This is a genomic window from Candidatus Enterococcus ikei, from assembly GCF_017316105.1.
GTDB classification, from domain to species: Bacteria; Bacillota; Bacilli; order Lactobacillales; family Enterococcaceae; genus Enterococcus_L; species Enterococcus_L ikei.
On the sequence record NZ_JAFLWD010000008.1, the window covers coordinates 98,887 to 118,772 of the forward strand.

Below are 19,886 nucleotides of genomic sequence, written 5' to 3' on the forward strand. Positions count from 1 at the left end.
AATGTTATGAAAGAACAAGAATTTTTACAAGAAATCAAGGAAATTCAGTTAATAAACGAAGCTTTAGGTTTACTGGAATGGGATAGCCAAACAGGCATGCCAGAAGCTAGCAGTGGATTTAGAGGAGAAGCTGTTGGTTATTTATCAGGGATGGCATTTGAACGCAGTGTTGGACCAAAAGTAGAAGAAGCGTTAGCTTATTTTGATACGCACTCTGATGAATTGTCAGAAGTTGGTTTGTCTGTATACAAAAAAGTCAAAGAAGAATATGAGTTAAACCACAGTATTCCAGCTGAACGGATGCAAGCATATAATACAGCCTTAACGAATGCACATACGGCTTGGTTACAAGCTAGAAAGTCTAAAGATTTTGCTGAAATGAAAAGCGAAATTCAAACAATCATTGATTTTTTAAAGGAATTTATTCCATATTGGAAAAAAGATGAAGCAACAAATTATGATGTCTTGCTAAATCAATATGAACCTGGCCTAAGTGTTGAAAAATTAGATCAGATTTTTAATCAATTAAAAAATGGAATCATGGAAATTAGAGCAACGATTGCCGAAAAAGGGACTGCTCCGCGTACAGATTTCTTATCCAGACGAGTTACTAAAGAGCAACAAAGAACCTTTGTGGTAGGTGTTGCAGAACAGTTAGGTTATGATTTTACTCGTGGACGTTTAGATGATACAGTTCATCCGTTTATGTTGGCTTTAAATCGTAATGATGGACGAATCACTACACGTTGGGATGAACATAATTTTTCAATGGCGACTTTTGGGGTTATTCATGAAGCCGGTCATGGAATTTATGAACAAAGTATTGATCCAAAATATGATTACACGCCACTTTCAACTGGGACTTCTATGGGAATCCATGAGTCTCAATCGTTATTTAATGAAATTATTATAGGCAGTAATAAACAATTTTGGACTAAACAATTTCCATTTTTTAAAGAATGTACTGAAGGGACATTTGATGATATTGATTTTGATACTTTCTATGATTCTTTGAAAGAAACAAAAGCGAGTTTAGTTCGGATCGAAGCAGATAGTTTAACGTATCCACTTCATATCATCATCCGTTATGAAATTGAAAAAATGATTTTTAATGAGGATATTTCGGTTGATGATCTACCTGAAATTTGGAATGATAAGTATGAAGAATATTTAGGGATTCGTCCGCAGAATGATTTAGAAGGAATCGTGCAGGATGTTCATTGGTCTGGGGGGAGTTTTGGTTATTTTCCTTCCTACGCTTTAGGTTATATGTATGCCGCTCAATTACTTCACGCGATGAAAAAAGAAGTAGATGTCGATGCTCTTCTGGCTAGCGACGACTACTCTTTAATCAAAAATTGGTTAACAGAGCACATTCATCAATACGGAGCCTCAAGAAAACCAAATCAGTTGATTTTGGATGCAACAGGGGAATCGTTAAATCCGCAATACTTGATCGATTATATGAGGTCAGTTTACTATGATGTGTACAAAATCAACAAATAATGTTTATATATATTTAGCAACAGAAAGCAGGAAGCAGTTATGTTATCAATCAATGAATATCTAAAAGCTGGTGAAACAACTGTCTCCAACTTAGTGATCGAGAACTATCAGAAGATTGGTTTAACCGATGAAGAATTTTTATTTTGGCTGCAATTGTATCGCTCACAAGCCAAAGGAGATTTGTTTCCAGATCTAGCTGAATTCAGTCAAATCTTGGGAAAACCAATGGATGTTATTTATAGGTTGTTGAATCAACTTGTTTCTCGTGGCTTTTTAAGCATTGAAACAAAACAAAATGAACAAGGTCAAATGATGGATACGTATGATTTATTGCCGATTTTTGAAAAAATTGCCCTTTTACAGCAAAAACAGGCAGACAAACAAAAAGAAGTGACGTCAGAAGAAACAATTAAACAGCTTTATCAAGGGTTTGAAAAAGAGTTTGGGCGTCAATTATCGCCAATTGAATTGGAGATGATCGGTCAATGGTTAGAAACAGACCACTATCAGCCCGAACTTATTCGTTTGGCATTAAGAGAAGCGGTGCTGAACCAGGCATATAGCTTGAAATATATCGATCGAATCCTACTTGCATGGGAACGTAAAAACATCACGACCAAAGAGCAAGTAGCAGAAGATCAAAAACGTCGAAAACAAGCACTGATCCAAAAAGAAATCGAGCAACATGGTAGTACAAATGAGCCGATTCCCAAAGTTACTCTACACAATTGGCTTAATCCAGAAGATAGTGAGTAGGGGGTAGGTAGATGCTTTCCAAAGAGAAAACAATGGAAGCGATAGAAATCATGTATGAGATGTTCCCAGATGCTGCGTGCGAACTTACTCATAAAAGTCCTTTTCAATTATTGATTGCGGTTATTTTAAGCGCCCAAGCAACGGATGTTTCTGTGAATAAAGCAACACCTGCGTTATTTGCAGCATATCCAACGCCTGAGGCACTTGCAAACGCACCGATAGATGATATCATTCAAAAAATCAAAACGATTGGTTTGTATCGAAATAAGGCAAAGAATATTAAGGCCTGTGCTGAACAATTACTAGATCATTTTGACGGAAATGTTCCTGAAACTCGTGAAGAACTAGTTTCTTTACCAGGTGTTGGTCGTAAAACGGCTAATGTGGTGATGGGTGATGCTTTTGGTGAACCCGCAATTGCGGTTGATACTCATGTTGAACGAGTCTCGAAACGTTTACGCATTTGTAAGTTAGATGCCAATGTAATGGAAGTCGAACAGACTTTAATGAGAAAAATCCCTAAAGAATTATGGGTAAAAACTCATCATACGATGATTTTTTTCGGGCGGTATCATTGCTTAGCAAGGAATCCAAAATGTGATATTTGTCCGCTTCTGTATATGTGCCAAGAAGGTAAAACACGAATGAACGCAAAATAAATAGAGTGACGTAAAACAGATAATGTTTATACGTCACTCTATTTGTTTACACTATTTTAACCAATCCCGATAACGAAATGAAATAGTTTATCAGAGTAGGTGAGTTCATCTAAATCAGTTTTGATCGTTTCATTAAGTAACTCTAGTTCATCTGTAACAATACCATCTACACCGTAAAACATCATACGAGTCATCGTATCTTCATCATTGACAGTCCAAGCATAGACTTTTTTTCCATCATTATGCGCTGCGTTGATGAAATTTCGATTTAAGGTTGTATATTCCATTGTAAAGAAATCTACATTTGCAACCGGCGGTCCCACAATATTAAAGGGAAGGATGTACCCCACGTAAAACTTTGGCTCTTGTTCTTTTAATTGAGTGGCCGTATTAAAGGTCAACGTGTGAAGAATATGTTTTTCCGATAAAATAACATCACGATATTTCTCAGTAAAACGTTCAACCAAGTCAGAGCTATCTTGCGGCGTTGTTTTGATCTCAATCAATAATTTTTGCTGTAATTCTTTCGCTTTAGCAAGATAGTCATCAAAAGAACAAACTTTAGCTTCCAGCCCGTTTTCTTTAGCGGCTAATTTAGTCAGCTCAGCTAGTGTTAGTTGGTTTGGTCTTTTATCTACACCTGTAAGTTTTTTCAAATTGAAATCGTGCATAACCACGAATTGTTTATCTTTGGTTTCTTGTATATCCATCTCTACATAAGTTGGATGTTCCATACTAGTTTTTTCAAGAGCAGGAAGTGTATTTTGAACACCGTTTGCTGAGTCAACTCCTCTGTGAGAAATCGTTAACGGTTCTGTGACAGAAGGATTGCTTAAGTAATTGGTATTGTAAGTCCCTACACCGATACCAAAGAGCGCTGCAGTAAATGCAAATAATCCAATTTTCAAAGCAGTCCATTCTTTTTTTTGTTGTTTTGGCTGATCGAAAAACCATTGGGGTAAATCGGGTAAAAATCCTTCATCATCCATATAATCGATCGTAATATAAAAAATTCCCACCGTAGAAAAAACAATATTAAGAAGTAAAATAAATTGTAATAACGTCATGGCAATGACTGCACTGACTAAAGCGTAACTTGGTAAAGCTGTCTCAATAATGGCTTGAGCACTTAATATGATTGTATAACTAAGAATAAAAACAAGAATAATACTGCCGCCAATTACGATAAACTGCCCAAGAATCCTAAAGAAATGATTTTTGGTAGAGCGCCAACTTTCTTTAACAGCTTGGCGAAAAGGAACATCTCTTAATATCATTTCAGGGAGTGCAAAAATCAAGCGAATAGATAGATAAAAGAAAATTAAATATCCTAAAACAACTAAACCAATAATCGTCACTCGATTTGCAAAGATGAAATCCATAATAAATGCGGGGATTTTTATTTTTGCCAACAAATCTGAATTGAATCCTAAACCACTAAGTGGTAAGACTAAGAAAAAGTAAAATAGGAAAAAAAGAATGGTACTAAAGCGAATTTTTTTCAGTTGAAGAATTGTTCCTCTAAGTAAATTCGTCAAAGAGATCGGTTCTTTTTTCTTTATAAAAAAGATACTCAAAAGTAAAAATGTAAATTCAAAAAAGACAGCAATTACGATCGTCAACAATACAAGAATCAACGCAATAAGCACGCCGGGATGTTTTGAAAAGATGATTGGAATCGTATCATAAGACAGATACTCGATTTTCCCTTGCCTTAAAATAAAGCGTGTTGAACTAGCTAATAGAGGGAGTAAAATAAAAAGCATAAACCCATGCATCAATAAAACATCACGAAAGTAAGCAGACGTACCTGCAAAAAAATCAATCATATTTTTAAAACTATTTTTTAAGTATTTCATTATTTAATCCACCCTTATAAAACTAAAATAAAAGAAGATAGGATACTGTTGCATCCTATCCTGCAAGTTTCTATTATATAATTTAAAATGCTAAAAACCTAATAAACCGTTTAAGAATGTACCACCGTATATTAGTGCTAAGCTATATAAGAAAATTGAAACAGGTTTGGCTAAAATAATGATCAATGTAAATTTCTTTATAGACATTTTCGTTAATCCAGCCATTAAGCAAAGCGCATCATCAGGAGCGATTGGAAGAAAAATTGCTAATGCAAAAAGACGTTCGAAGCGTTTCTCATTATCTAGCCAGCCAATATATTTGTTATAGGTTTTATCACTAACTAAACTTAGAATAAAAGGTTTACCATATTGTCGTCCTAACAAGAAAATAATTACAGAACCGATTGCAATACCAACATAATTATAGATAAATCCTGCAAAAGGACCAAATATCAAAACACCTGCAGCACAACTGATACCGCCTGGTATGATTGGAATCACCACTTGAATAATTTGTATCAGCATAAATAGGATAGGACCTAAGATCACTGAGTCACCGACTAATCCTCTCAAAGCGTCTACATCTTTAAATACACCTAATCGTATAAAGTAAATCGTCACAGCAATCGTGGCTATAATTCCAACGATAGAAATGCAGTTAATAATTTTTCTTGAAAGCGCGATGCTCATTTTATCATCTCCTTAATTTAAAAGCGTAGCGGGTTCGTTCATACTCGTAGAAAAATAGATTTGTGCGGTTATTGGTCACGAACAATAGGTCATCATTTTTCCTAGAGACTAGCCATAAAACTAGATAAAGTAACTAATTCTATTATAAAAGTCTTCTTATTATTTTACCATTGTTATTTATCAATTTTCACGAACAAAGTTGTAAGAAACGACTTATTACGATAATTATACAAAGAACAAGCAGCAAAAACATCCAACTTTAGACCTAAATAAAAAAATAACTGAGTGTTCCTATTTACAAGAAACAATGAGAGGATTATAATTGTTTTAAGGATTATGGGGTGCCTAAAAATATAATAATATAAACCTGATACTTTATAGTTGGAAGAAGGATATACATGAAAGAAAAGAAAAATGAAGCAGAAAAGTTATTGGACTACGCAAACGGTCCTAGTCTTGAGGAAATCAACAACACCGTTGATGTTCCGAAAAACGCCAGTTTTTGGCGAACATTAATGGCCTATAGTGGTCCAGGAGCCTTAGTGGCCGTTGGTTATATGGACCCTGGGAATTGGATTACATCAATTGCTGGTGGTGCAGAATATAAATATGCATTATTGAGTGTCATCTTATTATCAAGCTTGATTGCTATGCTGCTTCAAAGCATGGCAGCCAAATTAGGCATTGTTACAGGAAGAGATTTAGCTCAAGCAACCAGAGAACATACAAGCAAAAAAACAGGGTTTGTTTTATGGATCATTACAGAACTAGCGATTATGGCAACGGATATTGCTGAGGTAATCGGTGGGGCTGTGGCATTACAATTATTATTCGGATTTCCATTGCTGATTGGCGTGTTGATTACGACGTTTGATGTATTATTATTGTTATTATTAACGAAATTAGGTTTTAGAAAAATTGAAGCTATTGTAGCTTGTTTGATTGCGGTTATCTTTTTTGTTTTTGCTTATGAAGTAGCGCTTGCTGATCCAAATATAGGTGAAGTACTTCGTGGATTTATTCCAGATACAAGAATTGCCAGTGACAAATCGATGCTATTTTTAGCATTAGGAATTGTTGGAGCAACAGTTATGCCTCATAATTTATATTTGCATTCTTCAATCGCTCAAGCAAGAAAATTTGATCGTAATGACGATAAAGAGAAGGCAAAGGCAATTCGGTTTACGATCTGGGATTCAAATATTCAATTGACGGTTGCATTCATTGTTAATTGTTTGTTATTGATCTTAGGTGGTGCGTTATTTTATGGAACAAATAGTGATTTAGGGAAGTTTGTGGACTTATTCGATGCATTAAAAAATCCTGATATTGTAGGAAATATAGCTAGCCCAGTTTTGAGTATTTTATTTGCGATTGCGTTACTTGCTTCTGGACAAAACTCAACGATCACTGGAACACTTTCAGGTCAAATTGTTATGGAAGGTTTCATTCACTTGAAAATGCCACTGTGGATGCGTAGAGTCGTGACACGTTTGATTGCGATCGTGCCAGTAATCATATGTGTGATTCTTTATGGCGGTAGAGAATCGGCTGTCGAAGATTTGTTATTATATACCCAAGTATTCTTAAGTATTGCTTTGCCAATATCTATCATCCCGTTGACGATGTATACGAGTGATAAAAAAATCATGGGTATGTTTGCTAATCCTATGTGGGTAAAAATTCTTGCTTGGGTCATTGCGATTGTATTGACTGCATTGAATTTGTTCTTGATTTATGGAACTTTAACAGGTGTTAATGCTTAAACATGTTAAAAGAAAGTGATTCAGCGAAGAATCGCTTTCTTTTTGCGTATATATAATAGAATTCAGACTATAGAAATGGTAGAATGAAAAAGACTAAAATTTTGAAATGAGGGTTTTAAGTGACTGAATATTTAAATGTTGGGAAAATCGTCAATACCCAAGGCTTAAAAGGCGAAGTAAGAATAATTTCGCAAACAGATTTTCCAGAGCTTCGATATAAAAAAGGCTCAGTTTTGACATTATTTCAAGAAAAAAAAGCGCCAATAGAATTAACGATAAAAACGCATCGAAAACATAAAAATTTTGATATTGTAACGTTTGAAGATCATTTTTCAATCAATGATGTTGAAAAATACCGTGATGGAATTTTAAAGGTGTCAAAAGACGACTTAAAGGATTTACCAGGCGACGAATTTTATTATCACGAAATCATTGGATTGACTGTTATTGACGAAAACGGTGAAGAACTTGGCAAGATCAAAGAAATTCTTTCGCCAGGTGCAAATGATGTCTGGGTTGTTCAAAGACCTAAGAAAAAAGATGCCTTGATTCCTTATATCGAATCAGTTGTTAAGTCAATTGATTTAGAAGAAGGCATCGTTCGTGTAGAAATTCCAGAAGGTTTGATTGACGATGAGAATTGATGTATTAACGCTTTTTCCAAGAATGTTTGAAGGTCCAATGGGAGAATCGATCATTGGAAAAGCTGTAGAGAAAAACTTATTAGAAATCAATGTTTCAAATTTCCGTGATCATTCTGATAATAAGCATCAGTCAGTTGATGATTATCCTTACGGCGGTGGAGCAGGAATGTTATTAAAAGTTCAGCCAATCTATGATAACTTACGAAGAATTGAAGAAGCATCGCCAGAAACCAAAAAACGTGTGATTTTACTGGATCCGGCAGGCAAACGGTTTGATCAAAAAATGGCGGAAGAATTTTCTGAAGAAGAGCATCTAGTCTTTATTTGCGGTCATTATGAGGGATATGATGAGCGTATTCGTTCTTTAGTTACGGATGAAGTTTCACTTGGAGACTACGTTTTGACTGGCGGAGAATTAGGTGCAATGGTTATGATCGATGCAACGGTGCGTTTACTTCCTGATGTATTAGGGAATAAACTATCAGCACAAACAGACTCGCATTCAACAGGATTGTTGGAACATCCGCAATATACACGCCCAGCTGAGTTTAAGGGAATGAGTGTGCCAGAGGTTTTGACAAATGGAAATCATAAATTGATTGCAGAATGGCAGTTGAAAGAATCTTTACGTAGAACGTATTTAAGACGCCCTGATATGCTGGAAACTCTTGAACTTGATGATGAAATGAAAAAATTCCTTACTGAGATTATTGAAGAAGAAAAGTCAAAAACGGAATAGGAAATAAACTATCTTTAAAGAAAAATCCCTTTACAGCAATCAATAGCTATGTTAAACTATTTCAGTGAGTGCAAAGCGCTCAACTATTACGATATTCCGCTGTGGCAGTTGCCATAAGAATGTTTGGAATGAGGAGAAAAAAGAATGAATCCATTAATTCAAGAATTAACACAAGAACAATTACGTACGGATATCCCTGCATTTCGTCCTGGAGACACTGTTCGCGTACATGCGAAAGTAGTCGAAGGAACGCGCGAACGTATCCAATTATTTGAAGGAGTTGTTATCGGACGCCGCGGCGCTGGTATCAGCGAAACTTATACAGTACGTAAAATTTCTAACGGTGTTGGTGTAGAACGTACATTCCCATTACACACACCCCGTGTTGCTCAAATCGAAGTAGTTCGTTATGGTAAAGTTCGTCGTGCGAAACTTTATTACTTACGTGCATTACACGGTAAAGCAGCTCGTATTAAAGAAATCCGTCGTTAAAAACTTGTTATTTATTAACAATGAACCCCTTGATTATCAAGGGGTTTTATTTTTTCCGTTCTGTAGTGTACTTGACGTTTGAGCTCATGTCTTTTTAATTCTAAAATTATAGTCAAAACCATGGTTTTAATCAAAAAATGCATTCAATAGGCTTAAAATGGATAACTAAATAGATAATGTAAAATAAGAGCTATAAAAAGTGAAAAGGCAAAGTAAGACAAAGTGATATATAAATACAGTTTTTCTCTTGTTGTGATGTACTTAAATAATGAGAGAATACCCAAAACAAAGAATATTATCGATAAAACCATGATCCTCACCTCAAAAATAATTGTAACAGGTTCAAATAAAAATAAATAAAATTTAGCTGTAAAAATAAAAGTAGCAGGAGAATTGAAAATCAATATATTGGAGTGATTTTTAAAAGTTAAAGGTTGCAATAATTTACAGTCCTTAAGCGAACGACAAAAAGAGGATACAAATAAACTGAATGGGTAGCTGATTAACTTTTAACAGGCTACCATTCAGTTTATTTATACCCTCAGTTTTAGTAAGATGAGAATACTTTATTGTCTTATATCTAATAAAAATGCTAAAGCTTGCTCTTGATTCATCAAACCAGTTTTTAGTTTCTCTGCAACGGTTTCAATTTCTGAACCTTTTGCACCGACAGACATAGCCAAAGAACGAGCTTGTAAGGACATATGACCTTGTTGTATTCCTTCTGAGACTAACGCGCGTAATGCCGCGAGATTTTGTGCTAAACCGATTGCTGCGATTACTTCTGCTAATTCTTTAGCAGACGTTACATTTAATATTTCTAAGGCTGCTTGTGCTTTAGGCAATACACGAATAGCACCGCCAACTGTTCCGATAGCTAAAGGTAATTCTATTTTTCCGTATAAACCATCATCTACGAGCTCCCACTGACTTAATCCGCGATATTCTCCCTTTACTGCGAAAGCATGCGCAGCCGCAGCTACCGCACGAGTATCATTGCCAGTAGCTAAAACTACAGCATCTACTCCGTTCATGATTCCTTTGTTGTGTGTTGTTGCGCGATATGAATCTATCTGAGCTAATTGTGAAGCTGCTGCAATTTTTTCCGCAACCAATTTTCCAGATTCTAAATCACCAGTTTTGCTCAAACTAGCAAACGAAAGGGTACAAGTTGCAGTTACTAAGGATTCTGTTGCAAGGTTACTTAAAATGCTAAAAAGAATTTCTTCATCAAACCATTGGCGGAATAAATCGGCTACGCCTTCTAAAATAGAATTTACAATATTAGCACCCATTGCATCTTTTGTATCGACAAGTAAATCTACTGACAAGAAACTATCATCCTCTGAGAACTGACGAACTTGAATTCTTTTTAAACCGCCACCACGTTTTACAATAGAGGGGTAAGTTTTTTCTGCTTGAATGAAAATTTCATCTGTTGATTGTTCGATTTTTTCTTTTATAGATGTTTGATCAATCACATTCATAAAGACGATTTGACCTCTCAACAGACCTTCAGACAAATGGCTTTGAATGCCGCCGTTATTTCGAATCAATTTAGAACCATTACTACAGGCTGCAATAACAGAAGGTTCTTCGGTTGCCATAGGGACATTATATGATTGTTCATTTACTAAAACGTCCGTCACAATCCCCATGGGCACTGACATTTCACTGATTTGGTTTTCAATTAAATGATTAGCAATTTCTTCGTTCAAAGACATATTCTCTAACTCTGTTTTGTTTTCTAATGAAAGATTTCCTGTTTCCTGTATGAAGGTCAATCGCTCATCTCTGGATAGTTGATAAAACTTTTTTTCCCTTGTTGTTCGTTTAGGCCGTTCTAGAAGCATAGCAAGACCTAAGCCGCCGCCCACACAAAGTGAAGCGATACCATAGCGATTATTTGTGTCTTCAAGTTGTCTAATTAAAGTCGAAACGATTCGCGTCCCAGAAGCACCAATTGGATGACCTAAACTAATACCGCCACCCCAAATGTTAAGTTTTTCGTCAGGAATTCTCAATTCATTTTGGACAACAATCGAAGAAGCAGCAAAAGCTTCATTGATTTCAAATAAATCAATATCTTCAACATTCAAATCGTTGCGTTGTAATAAGGTTTGAATGGCTTTAATTGGAGAAATGCCCATTATACTTGGATCAATGCCAATTTCAGTAACATCTTTGATAATAGCAAGATAAGGAAGCTGATGTTTTTCTGCGAATGATTTTGAAGCTAGTATCATTGCTGAAGCGGCATCATTGATTGTTGAGGCATTGCCAGCTGTGACAGAGCCATTTTCTTTGAAAACTGTTTTTAATGTGCTTAATTTTTCTATAGTTGTATCTTTTCTAACACCTTCATCGTAATCAAAAATAGTACCATTGATAGATAAAGGAACGATTTCTTTTGCAAACTTTCCTTCGGCTTGCGCTTTTGCTGCTTTTATCTGTGAATGCGCCGCAAAGGTATCCTGCATTTCTCGTGTGATATTAAACTGTTCAGCAACGTTTTCTGCTGTTAATCCCATCGCTTTACCGCTAAATGCATCAGTTAAGCCGTCTACCATCATAGTTGGCACAGGTTTGGAATAAGTGTCCTCTTCTTTGTATGTGATGGCAGGAGCAGTCGTCATGCTTTCTGTTCCGCCAGCTATAATAACGTCAGCTTGCCCTAATTGAATGGATTGTTTGGCTAAACTGATAGCTTTCATACCAGATCCGCAAACTTCATTGACAGTAAAAGCGGGGACTTCAAAGCCTAATCCACTGTTCAATGCAATTTGTCTTGCCGGATTTTGCCCATTTCCTGCTTGTAATACATTTCCAAAAATGACTTGTCCTATATGTTCTGCTGCTTTTGTATTCCTTATAAGTAATTCTTTTGTAACCGCCGTTCCAAGCTCAACGGCTGATAATGAATTTAATTGTCCTCGATACTTGCCGATAGGCGTTCTTAAGGCGTCGATAATTACGATTTCCACGACGTCACCTCCAATATGAAATATACCATGGTTTATGAAAAAAGAATACTCTATAAATTATAATAAAAAAACTTCAGAAATTCTTTAACAAATTTTAAAAGATCCTTTTTTCTACCTATTTTGCTTGAACTTATGATAAATTATACTATGTAATGAATTGAGAATAACAATAAAGGAGATATAAAATGAACGTTGGCATAGATAAAATCAGTTTTTTTGTCCCACCATACTATGTGGATATGACCGATTTAGCTTTAGCAAGAGAGGTAGATCCGAATAAATTTCATATCGGTATTGGACAAGACAAAATGGCCGTTAATAAAAAAACTCAAGATATTGTGACTTTTGCTGCGAATGCTGCAAAAAATATTTTAACGGATGAAGATAAAAAGCAAATCGATATGGTGATCGTAGGGACGGAGTCTGGTATTGATGAATCCAAGGCGTCGGCGGTAGTGTTACATCGTTTGTTAGGGATTCAACCATTTGCACGCGCATTTGAAATAAAAGAAGCTTGCTACGCTGGAACTGCTGCGTTACAGTATGCCGTGGCGCACATTAACATTCATCCAGAAAGTAAAGTATTAGTTGTTGCTTCTGACATCGCTAAATATGGCTTAGCTTCTGGTGGCGAACCAACGCAAGGTGTCGGGGCGATTGCTATGTTAGTTTCCGCTGATCCAAGAATTTTACAATTGAACAATGATAGTGTGGCGTTGACACAAGACATTTATGATTTTTGGCGCCCAGTTGGACATGATTATCCAATGGTGGATGGCCAATTATCGAATGAAACGTATATTCAGGCTTTTCAAAAAGTATGGAAAGAATATCAGCAAAGACATAAAAAATCATTTGCTGATTTTCATGCGTTAACCTTTCATATACCTTATACAAAAATGGGCAAAAAAGCTTTGTTAGCAGCTTTAGAAGATGAAGCGCCCGAAGAGCAAGAACGAATTTTAGCGAAATATGAAGCAAGTATTGTTTATAGTCGACAAGTGGGTAATTTATATACAGGTTCTTTGTACCTTGGGCTGATTTCATTGTTAGAAAATGCCAAATTAAAGGCAGGAGAGCAAATTGGATTATTTAGTTATGGTTCCGGTACTGTAGCGGAATTTTTTAGCGGTACACTTGTTGGTGGCTTTGAAAACCAATTACTTACTGAGTTGCATCAAAAACAATTAGCTGAACGAAAAGGGTTGTCGATCACTGAATATGAAGAAATGTTCAATGATCATTTAGAAGTGGATGCGGATAAAGAGTATGATGATGCACTGCTTTATAGTATAGCTTCTATTTCAAATACGGTGAGAACCTATAAAGAAGATTAAATTGAGCATGTATTTGTGCTAGATTGTGGTTTGTTTACATCTGTTATTTACTCAAAAAATACCATGGCTATAACAAGTATAGCTGACCATCTAATTACTGATTAAAGTAAAATTAGATGGTTTTTTTGTCTGCTGTTGTTTATAATCCACAAAACTAACGTTGCAAAATCAAATCTTTAAGTGAACTTCAAGTTAATAAGAAAGTTTGTAAATGGGAAGAAACTTGTTTTATAATGAACAAGAAAGAGACTTGTTAAGTAATGTGCAGAGGAGGAATAAGGCATGAATATAAAGAAGATAAGTGAATTAAGTGGGGTTTCTGCAGATACGATTAGGTACTATGAACGAATTGGTTTAATTCCACCTGTGAAACGTAGTGACAACGGGATTCGTAATTTTGATGAAGAAGATTTACATTGGATCGTTTTTAGTAGACAAATGAGAAATGCGGGCTTATCAATTGAATCGTTGGTTGAATATTTGACCTTGTTTCAAGTGGGAAATGAAACTGTACCTGCTCGTAAAGAAATCATTGCCGACCAAATTGCAGAATTGAAAGTAAAAGCATCGGAATTAAATGTGGCTATTGAAAGGTTAGAGTTTAAATTAGCTAATTATGATGAGCATATGATTCCGGCTGAAAATGCGTTAAGAGATTTTAATTTGAATAGATAGAGGTGAAGTTGATAAGAATAGCAATGTAATGCAGTGTGAGTTTTTTTAAAACTTTGCTCAGTCATTAAATAGCCAAGGTGACTCCAAAAGAGTTGCCTTTTTTCTATGATAACGATTTTGAAAAAAATGTGTAAAATTATAGTTAAATCAAACTATTTGATTCTCATTGTTTAGTGCTATACAATATTTGGTGGAAGGAGCTTATCATGGAAGAAAATCAATATTTTCAACAATTACTAGAAAGCTTTATTCGGGTGAATAATGAATTGAGTGATGTTCAAAAATTGCCGATTATGTTTCCAAATGGTATACGGTTAAATACTGGAGCAGTGCATTTAATTGAAGCTATTGGCAGATACCCAAATATGAATACCACGAAGTTAGCAACTATTTTAGGTATAACAAAAGGTGCCATTTCACAACAAATACCACGTCTTGAAAAGCTAGGTTTAATCATGAAACACAAAGATGAAAAGAACAGGAAAGAAATTTTCTTTACATTAACGGATTTAGGAAATCAGATTTTTCTTTACCATGAAAAACTTCATGAGGAACTTTACTCTTCTTTGATAAAAGATTTGAATGAGCTAACTGAAACAGAAATAAAGACATTAAGTAACATGTTAAATCGTATTTCTACAAGCATTACGGATTATCAGCAAAAATTAACATAAAAAAATAAATTTGATAATCATTTAACGGTCAGATTTAGAATAGGAGAAAAGCCAATGATCAAAACAGATAGAATGACTTTTGAAATAGGTGGAATGGTTGTTCCAGCTGAAAAAGTGATTGAGTGGGAATACAAACGTTTAATCAAAGCACATAGGCTTTTAAAAAAGATTGCGGATAGTTCAGATGATTCACAATTTGACGAATCGGCCGAGCAAAAAGATGTTGAAGCAATGCAAAAAGAACTTTTAAGAATTAAAATGGATATAGGGCTTGATCAACTTCGAAAGCTTTTAAACAAAAGATCTGGACTTGGAAATATGGGGTCGGTTATCGCAACGAGAGTTTCACGAGGCAAGAGAAAATTTAGTATTACTGAAATAGTTGTTCCAAATAGTGAGTTAGAACCTCATGAGGTAATGCAACGTATTACAGAAATCATGATGAAAAATAATCAAGTTCATTTAGCTATGAATCTAGGATCTAATCCGGATCATTATGTTTTGCAAAGTATTACACCAACAATTCAAGAAGTCATTGAAGTTACAGGTGGTGCGCCATTACCGACACATTTCTTTGCCCATTATGGCGACGAAACAGGGTTAAAGTCGAAGTTAACTGCTGGTTACACGGTTCAAGCAGCTGGTTCAGCTCGATTGGAAAATGGCACAATCATTGGTGGAGTTCGTCATCAAGTAAAAAAAGAAGAAAATGGCTTTCGTTTTAAAGCATTAGTTGAATTTCCTAGTATTTTGCCAAATTACATGATTGAGCAGCATCAGTTGCATTTAGCGTGTGAATTTGGTCATTGGATTTCGGATATATTAAGCGATTAAAATAATTAATTTCTAGATCATGTTGTACTTCTATTCATTTATAGAGGGATCATGTTTTAGAAGTTTTTTTTATTAAATATACTGCTTGACTTAGAGTGTACTTTAAGAGATAGAATATATTTAGTGATAAAAAGAATTTATAACAAGGAGGAAACAAAATGAACTACGTAAAATTTGGTAATACAGGAATGGAAGTTTCAAGAATTTGTTTAGGCGCAATGGGTTTTGGAGATCCTAATAGTGGATTTCATGAGTGGGTTTTAGAAGAGGAAGAGAGCAAAAAAGTGATTAAAAAAGCACTGGATTTAGGAATAAATTTCTTTGATACAGCCAATGTTTATTCTTACGGTGCAAGTGAGCGGATTCTTGGAAAAGCATTGAATGAGTATGCAAATCGAGATGAAATCGTTGTTGCAACGAAATTATTTACAACAATGAAAAAAGATGTCCCGAATAGTGGAGGACTCTCTAGAAAAGAAATCTTCCATCAAATTGATGCTAGTTTGGAACGTTTAAACATGGACTATGTGGATTTATACATCATTCACCGTTGGGATTATAATACACCGATCGAAGAGACCATGGAAGCGTTACATGATGTAGTAAAATCTGGGAAAGTCCGTTATATCGGTGCTTCTGCGATGTTCGCGTGGCAGTTTGCCAAAGCTCAAGCAGTAGCTGATAAAAATGGCTGGACAAAATTTGTTTCCATGCAAAATCACTTAAATCTATTATATCGTGAAGAAGAAAGAGAAATGCTGCCATTGTGTGAAGATCAAAAAATTGCAGTTACACCATATAGCCCATTGGCATCAGGTCGTTTGACACGTGATTGGAGCGCACAAACGAAACGTTTTGAAATGGATAAAACAGCGATGTCAAAATATGATACGACAGCTGATCAGGATCGAATCATCGTTGAAAGAGTCGCTGAAATTGCTGAAAAACGTGGGATTGAACGCGTACAAGTGGCGCTTGCTTGGCTACTTCAAAAAGCCCCCGTTGTCGCGCCTATAATTGGTGCAACTAAAGAAAGTCATTTAACGAATGCGATTCCTGCTTTGGATATACTTTTAACTGAAGAAGAGGTTCAGTTTTTGGAAGAACCTTATGTTCCACATGTTATCGTTGGTCATAAATAAGCATAATAGTTGGAGGAAACTAAAATGGCAAAATTTGAAGAAGTAAAAAATGGTGTGATTTTTCCTATAGGTGAAAAAAATCAGGCGTATGCAGACTATTTTATCGGTCAAAGCTATTTAAAAAATTTAGTTGCAGATCCTGAGGTCAACGTGGGTGTAGGAAATGTTACCTTTGAACCTGGTTGCCGCAATTATTGGCATATCCATCATGACGGATTTCAACTTTTACTAGTAACTGGTGGTGAAGGCTGGTACCAAGAAGAGGGGAAACCTGCTCAATTTTTAACAGCAGGAGATGTTGTCGTTACGCATGATGGTGTGAAACATTGGCACGGTGCGGCAAAAGATAGCTGGTTTGAGCATTTAGCAATTACAGCTGGCACTCCAGAATGGTTAGAACCTGTTTCAGATGAATTATACGATCAATTAAAAAATGAATAAAAGATGGGAGTCCTACCTAATGAAAAAACAAACAGCCGGCAGAGATCAATTAGGTGCATTTGCACCAAAATTTGCAGAATTAAATGACGATGTATTATTTGGAGAGGTTTGGGCAAGAGAAGAACAACTTTCACCACGTGACCGAAGTTTGATCACTTGTTCAAGCCTATTGACCCAAGGTGTACCGCAATTAGAAGCACATATGAAGATGGCAAAACAAAATGGTGTGACCAAAGAAGAAATGGTGGAATTGATCACTCATTTAGCTTTTTATACAGGTTGGCCAAAAGCGTGGTCAGCTTTTAACTTAGCAAAAGAAATTTTTGGGGAATAAAAAATAAGAACTATCTTTTGCGTATCTTAAAGGAGACAACTCAGTGAATAAAATAACCAAACTCTCGTTATTATCTGTTTCATTACTTGTCGTGTCAGGTGGAGCAATTGCTGCGAATATTCCAGCGATGATAGTAGCTTATCCTACTATCAATCCTACTCTGATTGAATTGATTACCACAATACCTTCTTTATTTATCATCTTAACAGTACCGTTTAGCCAGATGTTCGCTAGAAAATTTGGCTACAAGCGCTCTGTCCAAGTGGGTATTGTAATTGTTTTAAGCGCAGGAATTATGCCAGTATTTACACAGTCTTTTTGGTTTGTTTTTTTCAGTAGGATATTATTTGGAATCGGAATTGGCTTGTTTAACCCATTACTCTTTTCTCTAGCTGGAAAACTGTATCAAGGAAAAGAACTTTCATCTGTAATTGGTTTTCAAAGCGCCTTTGAAGGAATTGGTGGCATGATTATTACATTTACAGTTGGTCAATTGCTGGTGATGAATTGGCGTGGTTCATTTTTGGCGTATCTACTTGCTTTGCCGATTTTATTACTATTTACATGGTTTGTTCCAGACGTTTCTAAAGATGGAGAGGAACATAATAGTGAGGCAAAGAGTCAAAAAATCAAGCCATCAACGTATGGTTACATCGCTTTATTGATTATAGTTGTAACAATATATATGTCGGTTACGGTGAAAATCACCTCGTTATTGCTTGAAAAAGGTTTTGGCGATGCGACAGATGGTAGTAATTTAATCGCCTTAGTTGGATTAGGTGCAATGACTGCAGGGGCATTATTTGGATCAATCGTTACGATGACTAAAAAATGGACGTTACCGATTGCTTTTTTCCTATTAGGTATATCGATGTTTATGATTGCCATTTCTCAAAATTTAGTGTCAATTTCATTCGCTGTAATGTTGTGCGGCTTTTCTTTCCGCACATTTATCCCGTATTTGTTTAATGAGGTGAATCAAGATACAAAAGGGGATTCAGAAAAAAGTACATCTTTACTATTAATCGGTTTCAATATTGGCGCAGCTTGTGCACCCATTTCAATTTCTGTATTAGGAAATATACTGCCTTCGAAGGAAAATACTGACATTTTTATGGCAGAAGGGATTATTATGATGCTGTTATCTGTTTGTACTTTGGTTAATAGCGTAAGAAAAACTAAAAACAATGGAAGAAAATAGAGCGGTGAGAAGTATTTACTTTTCTTTTTGGATAGCGTTCTCTGCCTTCTTAATTTTTATTAAAATTGCTAAGATAGTAAACAATAATTAGCCGTATTCAAGTTAAAATGGTAAAGTGAAAAATAATATTTCATTTTTTTATCACTTTATTCCACAAGAAAGTAGGCTATAATGAAAAAAAGAGCAATACTAATCATCCATGGGTTTGGCGGGAATGAAAAAGAAATCCTCTATTTACATAATCATCTTAAACAAAGTAATCTTGATTCATTTTGGATTCAATTAACTGGACATGATGGGATCAAAGAAAATTTTTCAAAAGCAACCTCCGATCAATGGTTAGCGGATGTTGAGAGAAAATTGGATGAACTTGAGCAAGAGTACCTCCATATTACCTGTATCGGTTTTTCAATGGGCGGCTTATTGACAATTTTAGCATCAGAGCGAGAAGCAGTAGATCAGCTAGTTTTGTGTAGTACGCCAATTTATCTGTATAATGCTAAAGTAATTATGCAAGATATTGTTCAAGGACTTTTTTTCAACAAACAAGAAACGTTAGATTACTATTTTAGTTCCGCTAAAACAGTTTCTATTCGCTCGTGCGTTCACTTCTTATCAGTGCTTCAAAGAACAAAGAAAAAGCTGAATCGCACTATTCAAATGAAAGCAAATAAAAAAATGCTTATTTTACAAAATAGGCAAGATGAAACAACCTATTACAAAAGTGCGTATTATCTAGCCAAAGCTACTAAGGCGCAAGTATCTGTAAAAATATATGAAAATGGAAGACATCAGTTATTCTTAGGAGAAAATAGAACGATTGCTGTAGAAGATATAAAAAAATTTATCCTACACTAACTATTTTATCGTCAAGAAAGTACTTAATGATTCAAAAACCTCATCAGCTGAGTTAGGGACAACTACGGTGAGGTTTTTTATCTATGTTTCGCTAAATAACTGGTTAATTCTTATATCAAAATAGAATGTCTGGACCTTTTTAGTGAAACGTTTTTATCTGATTACATCGAATTCTTCCTTTAATGGGTTAGAATAGTGGTTATTCCTCGGAAGAAAACGCTTGCTTTTATTCTGTATAAGGAATATAATCATTTTTGTAGAAACGTTTCACTAAATATTATTGAGGAGTGGAAGT

Annotated in this window: 18 protein-coding genes and 1 pseudogene; 16 read left to right on the top strand and 3 right to left on the bottom strand. The window is 35.4% G+C overall.

Annotated elements, in window-relative coordinates; genetic code table 11:
- The first annotated feature begins 6 nt into the window (after positions 1-6).
- From JZO69_RS03645 to nth, 3 genes are read left to right on the top strand one after another with little or no spacing between them, the layout of a single operon-like run.
- The gene (locus JZO69_RS03645) at positions 7-1,506 is read left to right on the top strand and encodes a carboxypeptidase M32 (protein ID WP_207111535.1); all 1,500 of its coding nucleotides are present in this window, start codon (positions 7-9) and stop codon (positions 1,504-1,506) included.
- Between the two features lie 39 nt (positions 1,507-1,545).
- A complete protein-coding gene (locus JZO69_RS03650; protein ID WP_207111536.1) occupies positions 1,546-2,262 on the top strand; it encodes a DnaD domain protein in 717 nt (238 codons plus the stop codon).
- Between the two features lie 11 nt (positions 2,263-2,273).
- Positions 2,274-2,921, top strand: coding sequence for an endonuclease III (gene nth, locus JZO69_RS03655; protein WP_207111537.1), 648 nt, complete (start codon positions 2,274-2,276; stop codon positions 2,919-2,921).
- Between the two features lie 56 nt (positions 2,922-2,977).
- Here nth and JZO69_RS03660 read toward each other — a convergent pair whose 3' ends face one another.
- A complete protein-coding gene (locus tag JZO69_RS03660; RefSeq protein WP_207111538.1) occupies positions 2,978-4,780 on the bottom strand; it encodes a glycerophosphoryl diester phosphodiesterase membrane domain-containing protein in 1,803 nt (600 codons plus the stop codon).
- A gap of 90 nt (positions 4,781-4,870) precedes the next feature.
- A pseudogene (locus tag JZO69_RS03665) lies at positions 4,871-5,260 on the bottom strand (TVP38/TMEM64 family protein); the annotation flags it as partial.
- A gap of 608 nt (positions 5,261-5,868) precedes the next feature.
- On the opposite strand from JZO69_RS03665, the gene JZO69_RS03670 reads away from it, so the two are divergent.
- From JZO69_RS03670 to rplS, 4 genes are all read left to right on the top strand, one after another.
- Positions 5,869-7,236: an Nramp family divalent metal transporter gene (locus JZO69_RS03670; protein WP_207111540.1), complete on the top strand. Its 1,368-nt coding sequence runs from the start codon at positions 5,869-5,871 to the stop codon at positions 7,234-7,236.
- 119 nt (positions 7,237-7,355) lie between these two features.
- Positions 7,356-7,880 carry a ribosome maturation factor RimM gene (gene rimM / locus JZO69_RS03675; RefSeq protein WP_207111541.1) on the top strand — a complete coding sequence of 175 codons (525 nt, stop codon included), beginning with the start codon at positions 7,356-7,358 and terminating at the stop codon, positions 7,878-7,880.
- Positions 7,870-8,619 carry a tRNA (guanosine(37)-N1)-methyltransferase TrmD gene (gene trmD / locus JZO69_RS03680; protein ID WP_207111542.1) on the top strand — a complete coding sequence of 250 codons (750 nt, stop codon included), beginning with the start codon at positions 7,870-7,872 and terminating at the stop codon, positions 8,617-8,619. The genes rimM and trmD overlap by 11 nt, the downstream gene beginning before the upstream one ends.
- 144 nt (positions 8,620-8,763) lie before the next feature.
- Positions 8,764-9,111, top strand: a complete 348-nt coding sequence (gene rplS / locus JZO69_RS03685; RefSeq protein WP_010761540.1) for a 50S ribosomal protein L19 — start codon at positions 8,764-8,766, stop codon at positions 9,109-9,111.
- Between the two features lie 566 nt (positions 9,112-9,677).
- On the opposite strand, the gene JZO69_RS03690 is transcribed toward rplS, so the two are convergent.
- Entirely contained in the window at positions 9,678-12,095 is a 2,418-nt protein-coding gene (locus JZO69_RS03690; RefSeq protein ID WP_207111543.1) for a hydroxymethylglutaryl-CoA reductase, degradative, read from the bottom strand.
- Positions 12,096-12,280: 185 nt separating this feature from the next.
- On the opposite strand from JZO69_RS03690, the gene JZO69_RS03695 reads away from it, so the two are divergent.
- The 9 genes from JZO69_RS03695 (at position 12,281) to JZO69_RS03735 (ending at position 19,591) form a co-directional block, all read left to right on the top strand.
- A complete protein-coding gene (locus tag JZO69_RS03695; RefSeq protein WP_207111544.1) occupies positions 12,281-13,432 on the top strand; it encodes a hydroxymethylglutaryl-CoA synthase in 1,152 nt (383 codons plus the stop codon).
- Positions 13,433-13,714: 282 nt separating this feature from the next.
- Positions 13,715-14,107: a MerR family transcriptional regulator gene (locus JZO69_RS03700; protein WP_207111545.1), complete on the top strand. Its 393-nt coding sequence runs from the start codon at positions 13,715-13,717 to the stop codon at positions 14,105-14,107.
- A gap of 206 nt (positions 14,108-14,313) precedes the next feature.
- Positions 14,314-14,781 carry a MarR family winged helix-turn-helix transcriptional regulator gene (locus tag JZO69_RS03705; RefSeq protein WP_207111546.1) on the top strand — a complete coding sequence of 156 codons (468 nt, stop codon included), beginning with the start codon at positions 14,314-14,316 and terminating at the stop codon, positions 14,779-14,781.
- A 54-nt stretch (positions 14,782-14,835) separates the two neighbouring features.
- Entirely contained in the window at positions 14,836-15,615 is a 780-nt protein-coding gene (locus JZO69_RS03710; protein WP_207111547.1) for a hypothetical protein, read from the top strand.
- A gap of 158 nt (positions 15,616-15,773) precedes the next feature.
- Positions 15,774-16,757 (top strand): aldo/keto reductase, encoded by a 984-nt coding sequence (locus tag JZO69_RS03715; protein ID WP_207111548.1) that lies wholly within the window; start codon positions 15,774-15,776, stop codon positions 16,755-16,757.
- A 24-nt stretch (positions 16,758-16,781) separates the two neighbouring features.
- Positions 16,782-17,198 carry a cupin domain-containing protein gene (locus tag JZO69_RS03720; protein WP_207111549.1) on the top strand — a complete coding sequence of 139 codons (417 nt, stop codon included), beginning with the start codon at positions 16,782-16,784 and terminating at the stop codon, positions 17,196-17,198.
- A gap of 19 nt (positions 17,199-17,217) precedes the next feature.
- The gene (locus tag JZO69_RS03725) at positions 17,218-17,532 is read left to right on the top strand and encodes a carboxymuconolactone decarboxylase family protein (protein ID WP_207111550.1); all 315 of its coding nucleotides are present in this window, start codon (positions 17,218-17,220) and stop codon (positions 17,530-17,532) included.
- 43 nt (positions 17,533-17,575) lie between these two features.
- Positions 17,576-18,733: an MFS transporter gene (locus tag JZO69_RS03730; RefSeq protein WP_207111551.1), complete on the top strand. Its 1,158-nt coding sequence runs from the start codon at positions 17,576-17,578 to the stop codon at positions 18,731-18,733.
- 171 nt (positions 18,734-18,904) lie between these two features.
- Positions 18,905-19,591, top strand: a complete 687-nt coding sequence (locus tag JZO69_RS03735; protein ID WP_207111552.1) for an alpha/beta hydrolase — start codon at positions 18,905-18,907, stop codon at positions 19,589-19,591.
- Positions 19,592-19,886: the final 295 nt, after the last annotated feature.

Excerpts from the sequence above, each read along its gene's own strand:
- rplS (WP_010761540.1), top strand. The coding sequence starts at position 8,764 with ATGAATCCATTAATTCAAGAATTAACACAAGAACAATTACGTACGGAT.
- JZO69_RS03670 (WP_207111540.1), top strand. The coding sequence starts at position 5,869 with ATGAAAGAAAAGAAAAATGAAGCAGAAAAGTTATTGGACTACGCAAAC.
- JZO69_RS03700 (WP_207111545.1), top strand. The coding sequence starts at position 13,715 with ATGAATATAAAGAAGATAAGTGAATTAAGTGGGGTTTCTGCAGATACG.
- JZO69_RS03695 (WP_207111544.1), top strand. The coding sequence starts at position 12,281 with ATGAACGTTGGCATAGATAAAATCAGTTTTTTTGTCCCACCATACTAT.
- JZO69_RS03705 (WP_207111546.1), top strand. The coding sequence starts at position 14,314 with ATGGAAGAAAATCAATATTTTCAACAATTACTAGAAAGCTTTATTCGG.
- JZO69_RS03660 (WP_207111538.1), bottom strand. The coding sequence starts at position 4,780 with ATGAAATACTTAAAAAATAGTTTTAAAAATATGATTGATTTTTTTGCA.
- JZO69_RS03735 (WP_207111552.1), top strand. The coding sequence starts at position 18,905 with ATGAAAAAAAGAGCAATACTAATCATCCATGGGTTTGGCGGGAATGAA.
- JZO69_RS03715 (WP_207111548.1), top strand. The coding sequence starts at position 15,774 with ATGAACTACGTAAAATTTGGTAATACAGGAATGGAAGTTTCAAGAATT.
- JZO69_RS03710 (WP_207111547.1), top strand. The coding sequence starts at position 14,836 with ATGATCAAAACAGATAGAATGACTTTTGAAATAGGTGGAATGGTTGTT.
- JZO69_RS03720 (WP_207111549.1), top strand. The coding sequence starts at position 16,782 with ATGGCAAAATTTGAAGAAGTAAAAAATGGTGTGATTTTTCCTATAGGT.
- trmD (WP_207111542.1), top strand. The coding sequence starts at position 7,870 with ATGAGAATTGATGTATTAACGCTTTTTCCAAGAATGTTTGAAGGTCCA.
- JZO69_RS03650 (WP_207111536.1), top strand. The coding sequence starts at position 1,546 with ATGTTATCAATCAATGAATATCTAAAAGCTGGTGAAACAACTGTCTCC.
- nth (WP_207111537.1), top strand. The coding sequence starts at position 2,274 with ATGCTTTCCAAAGAGAAAACAATGGAAGCGATAGAAATCATGTATGAG.
- JZO69_RS03725 (WP_207111550.1), top strand. The coding sequence starts at position 17,218 with ATGAAAAAACAAACAGCCGGCAGAGATCAATTAGGTGCATTTGCACCA.
- JZO69_RS03645 (WP_207111535.1), top strand. The coding sequence starts at position 7 with ATGAAAGAACAAGAATTTTTACAAGAAATCAAGGAAATTCAGTTAATA.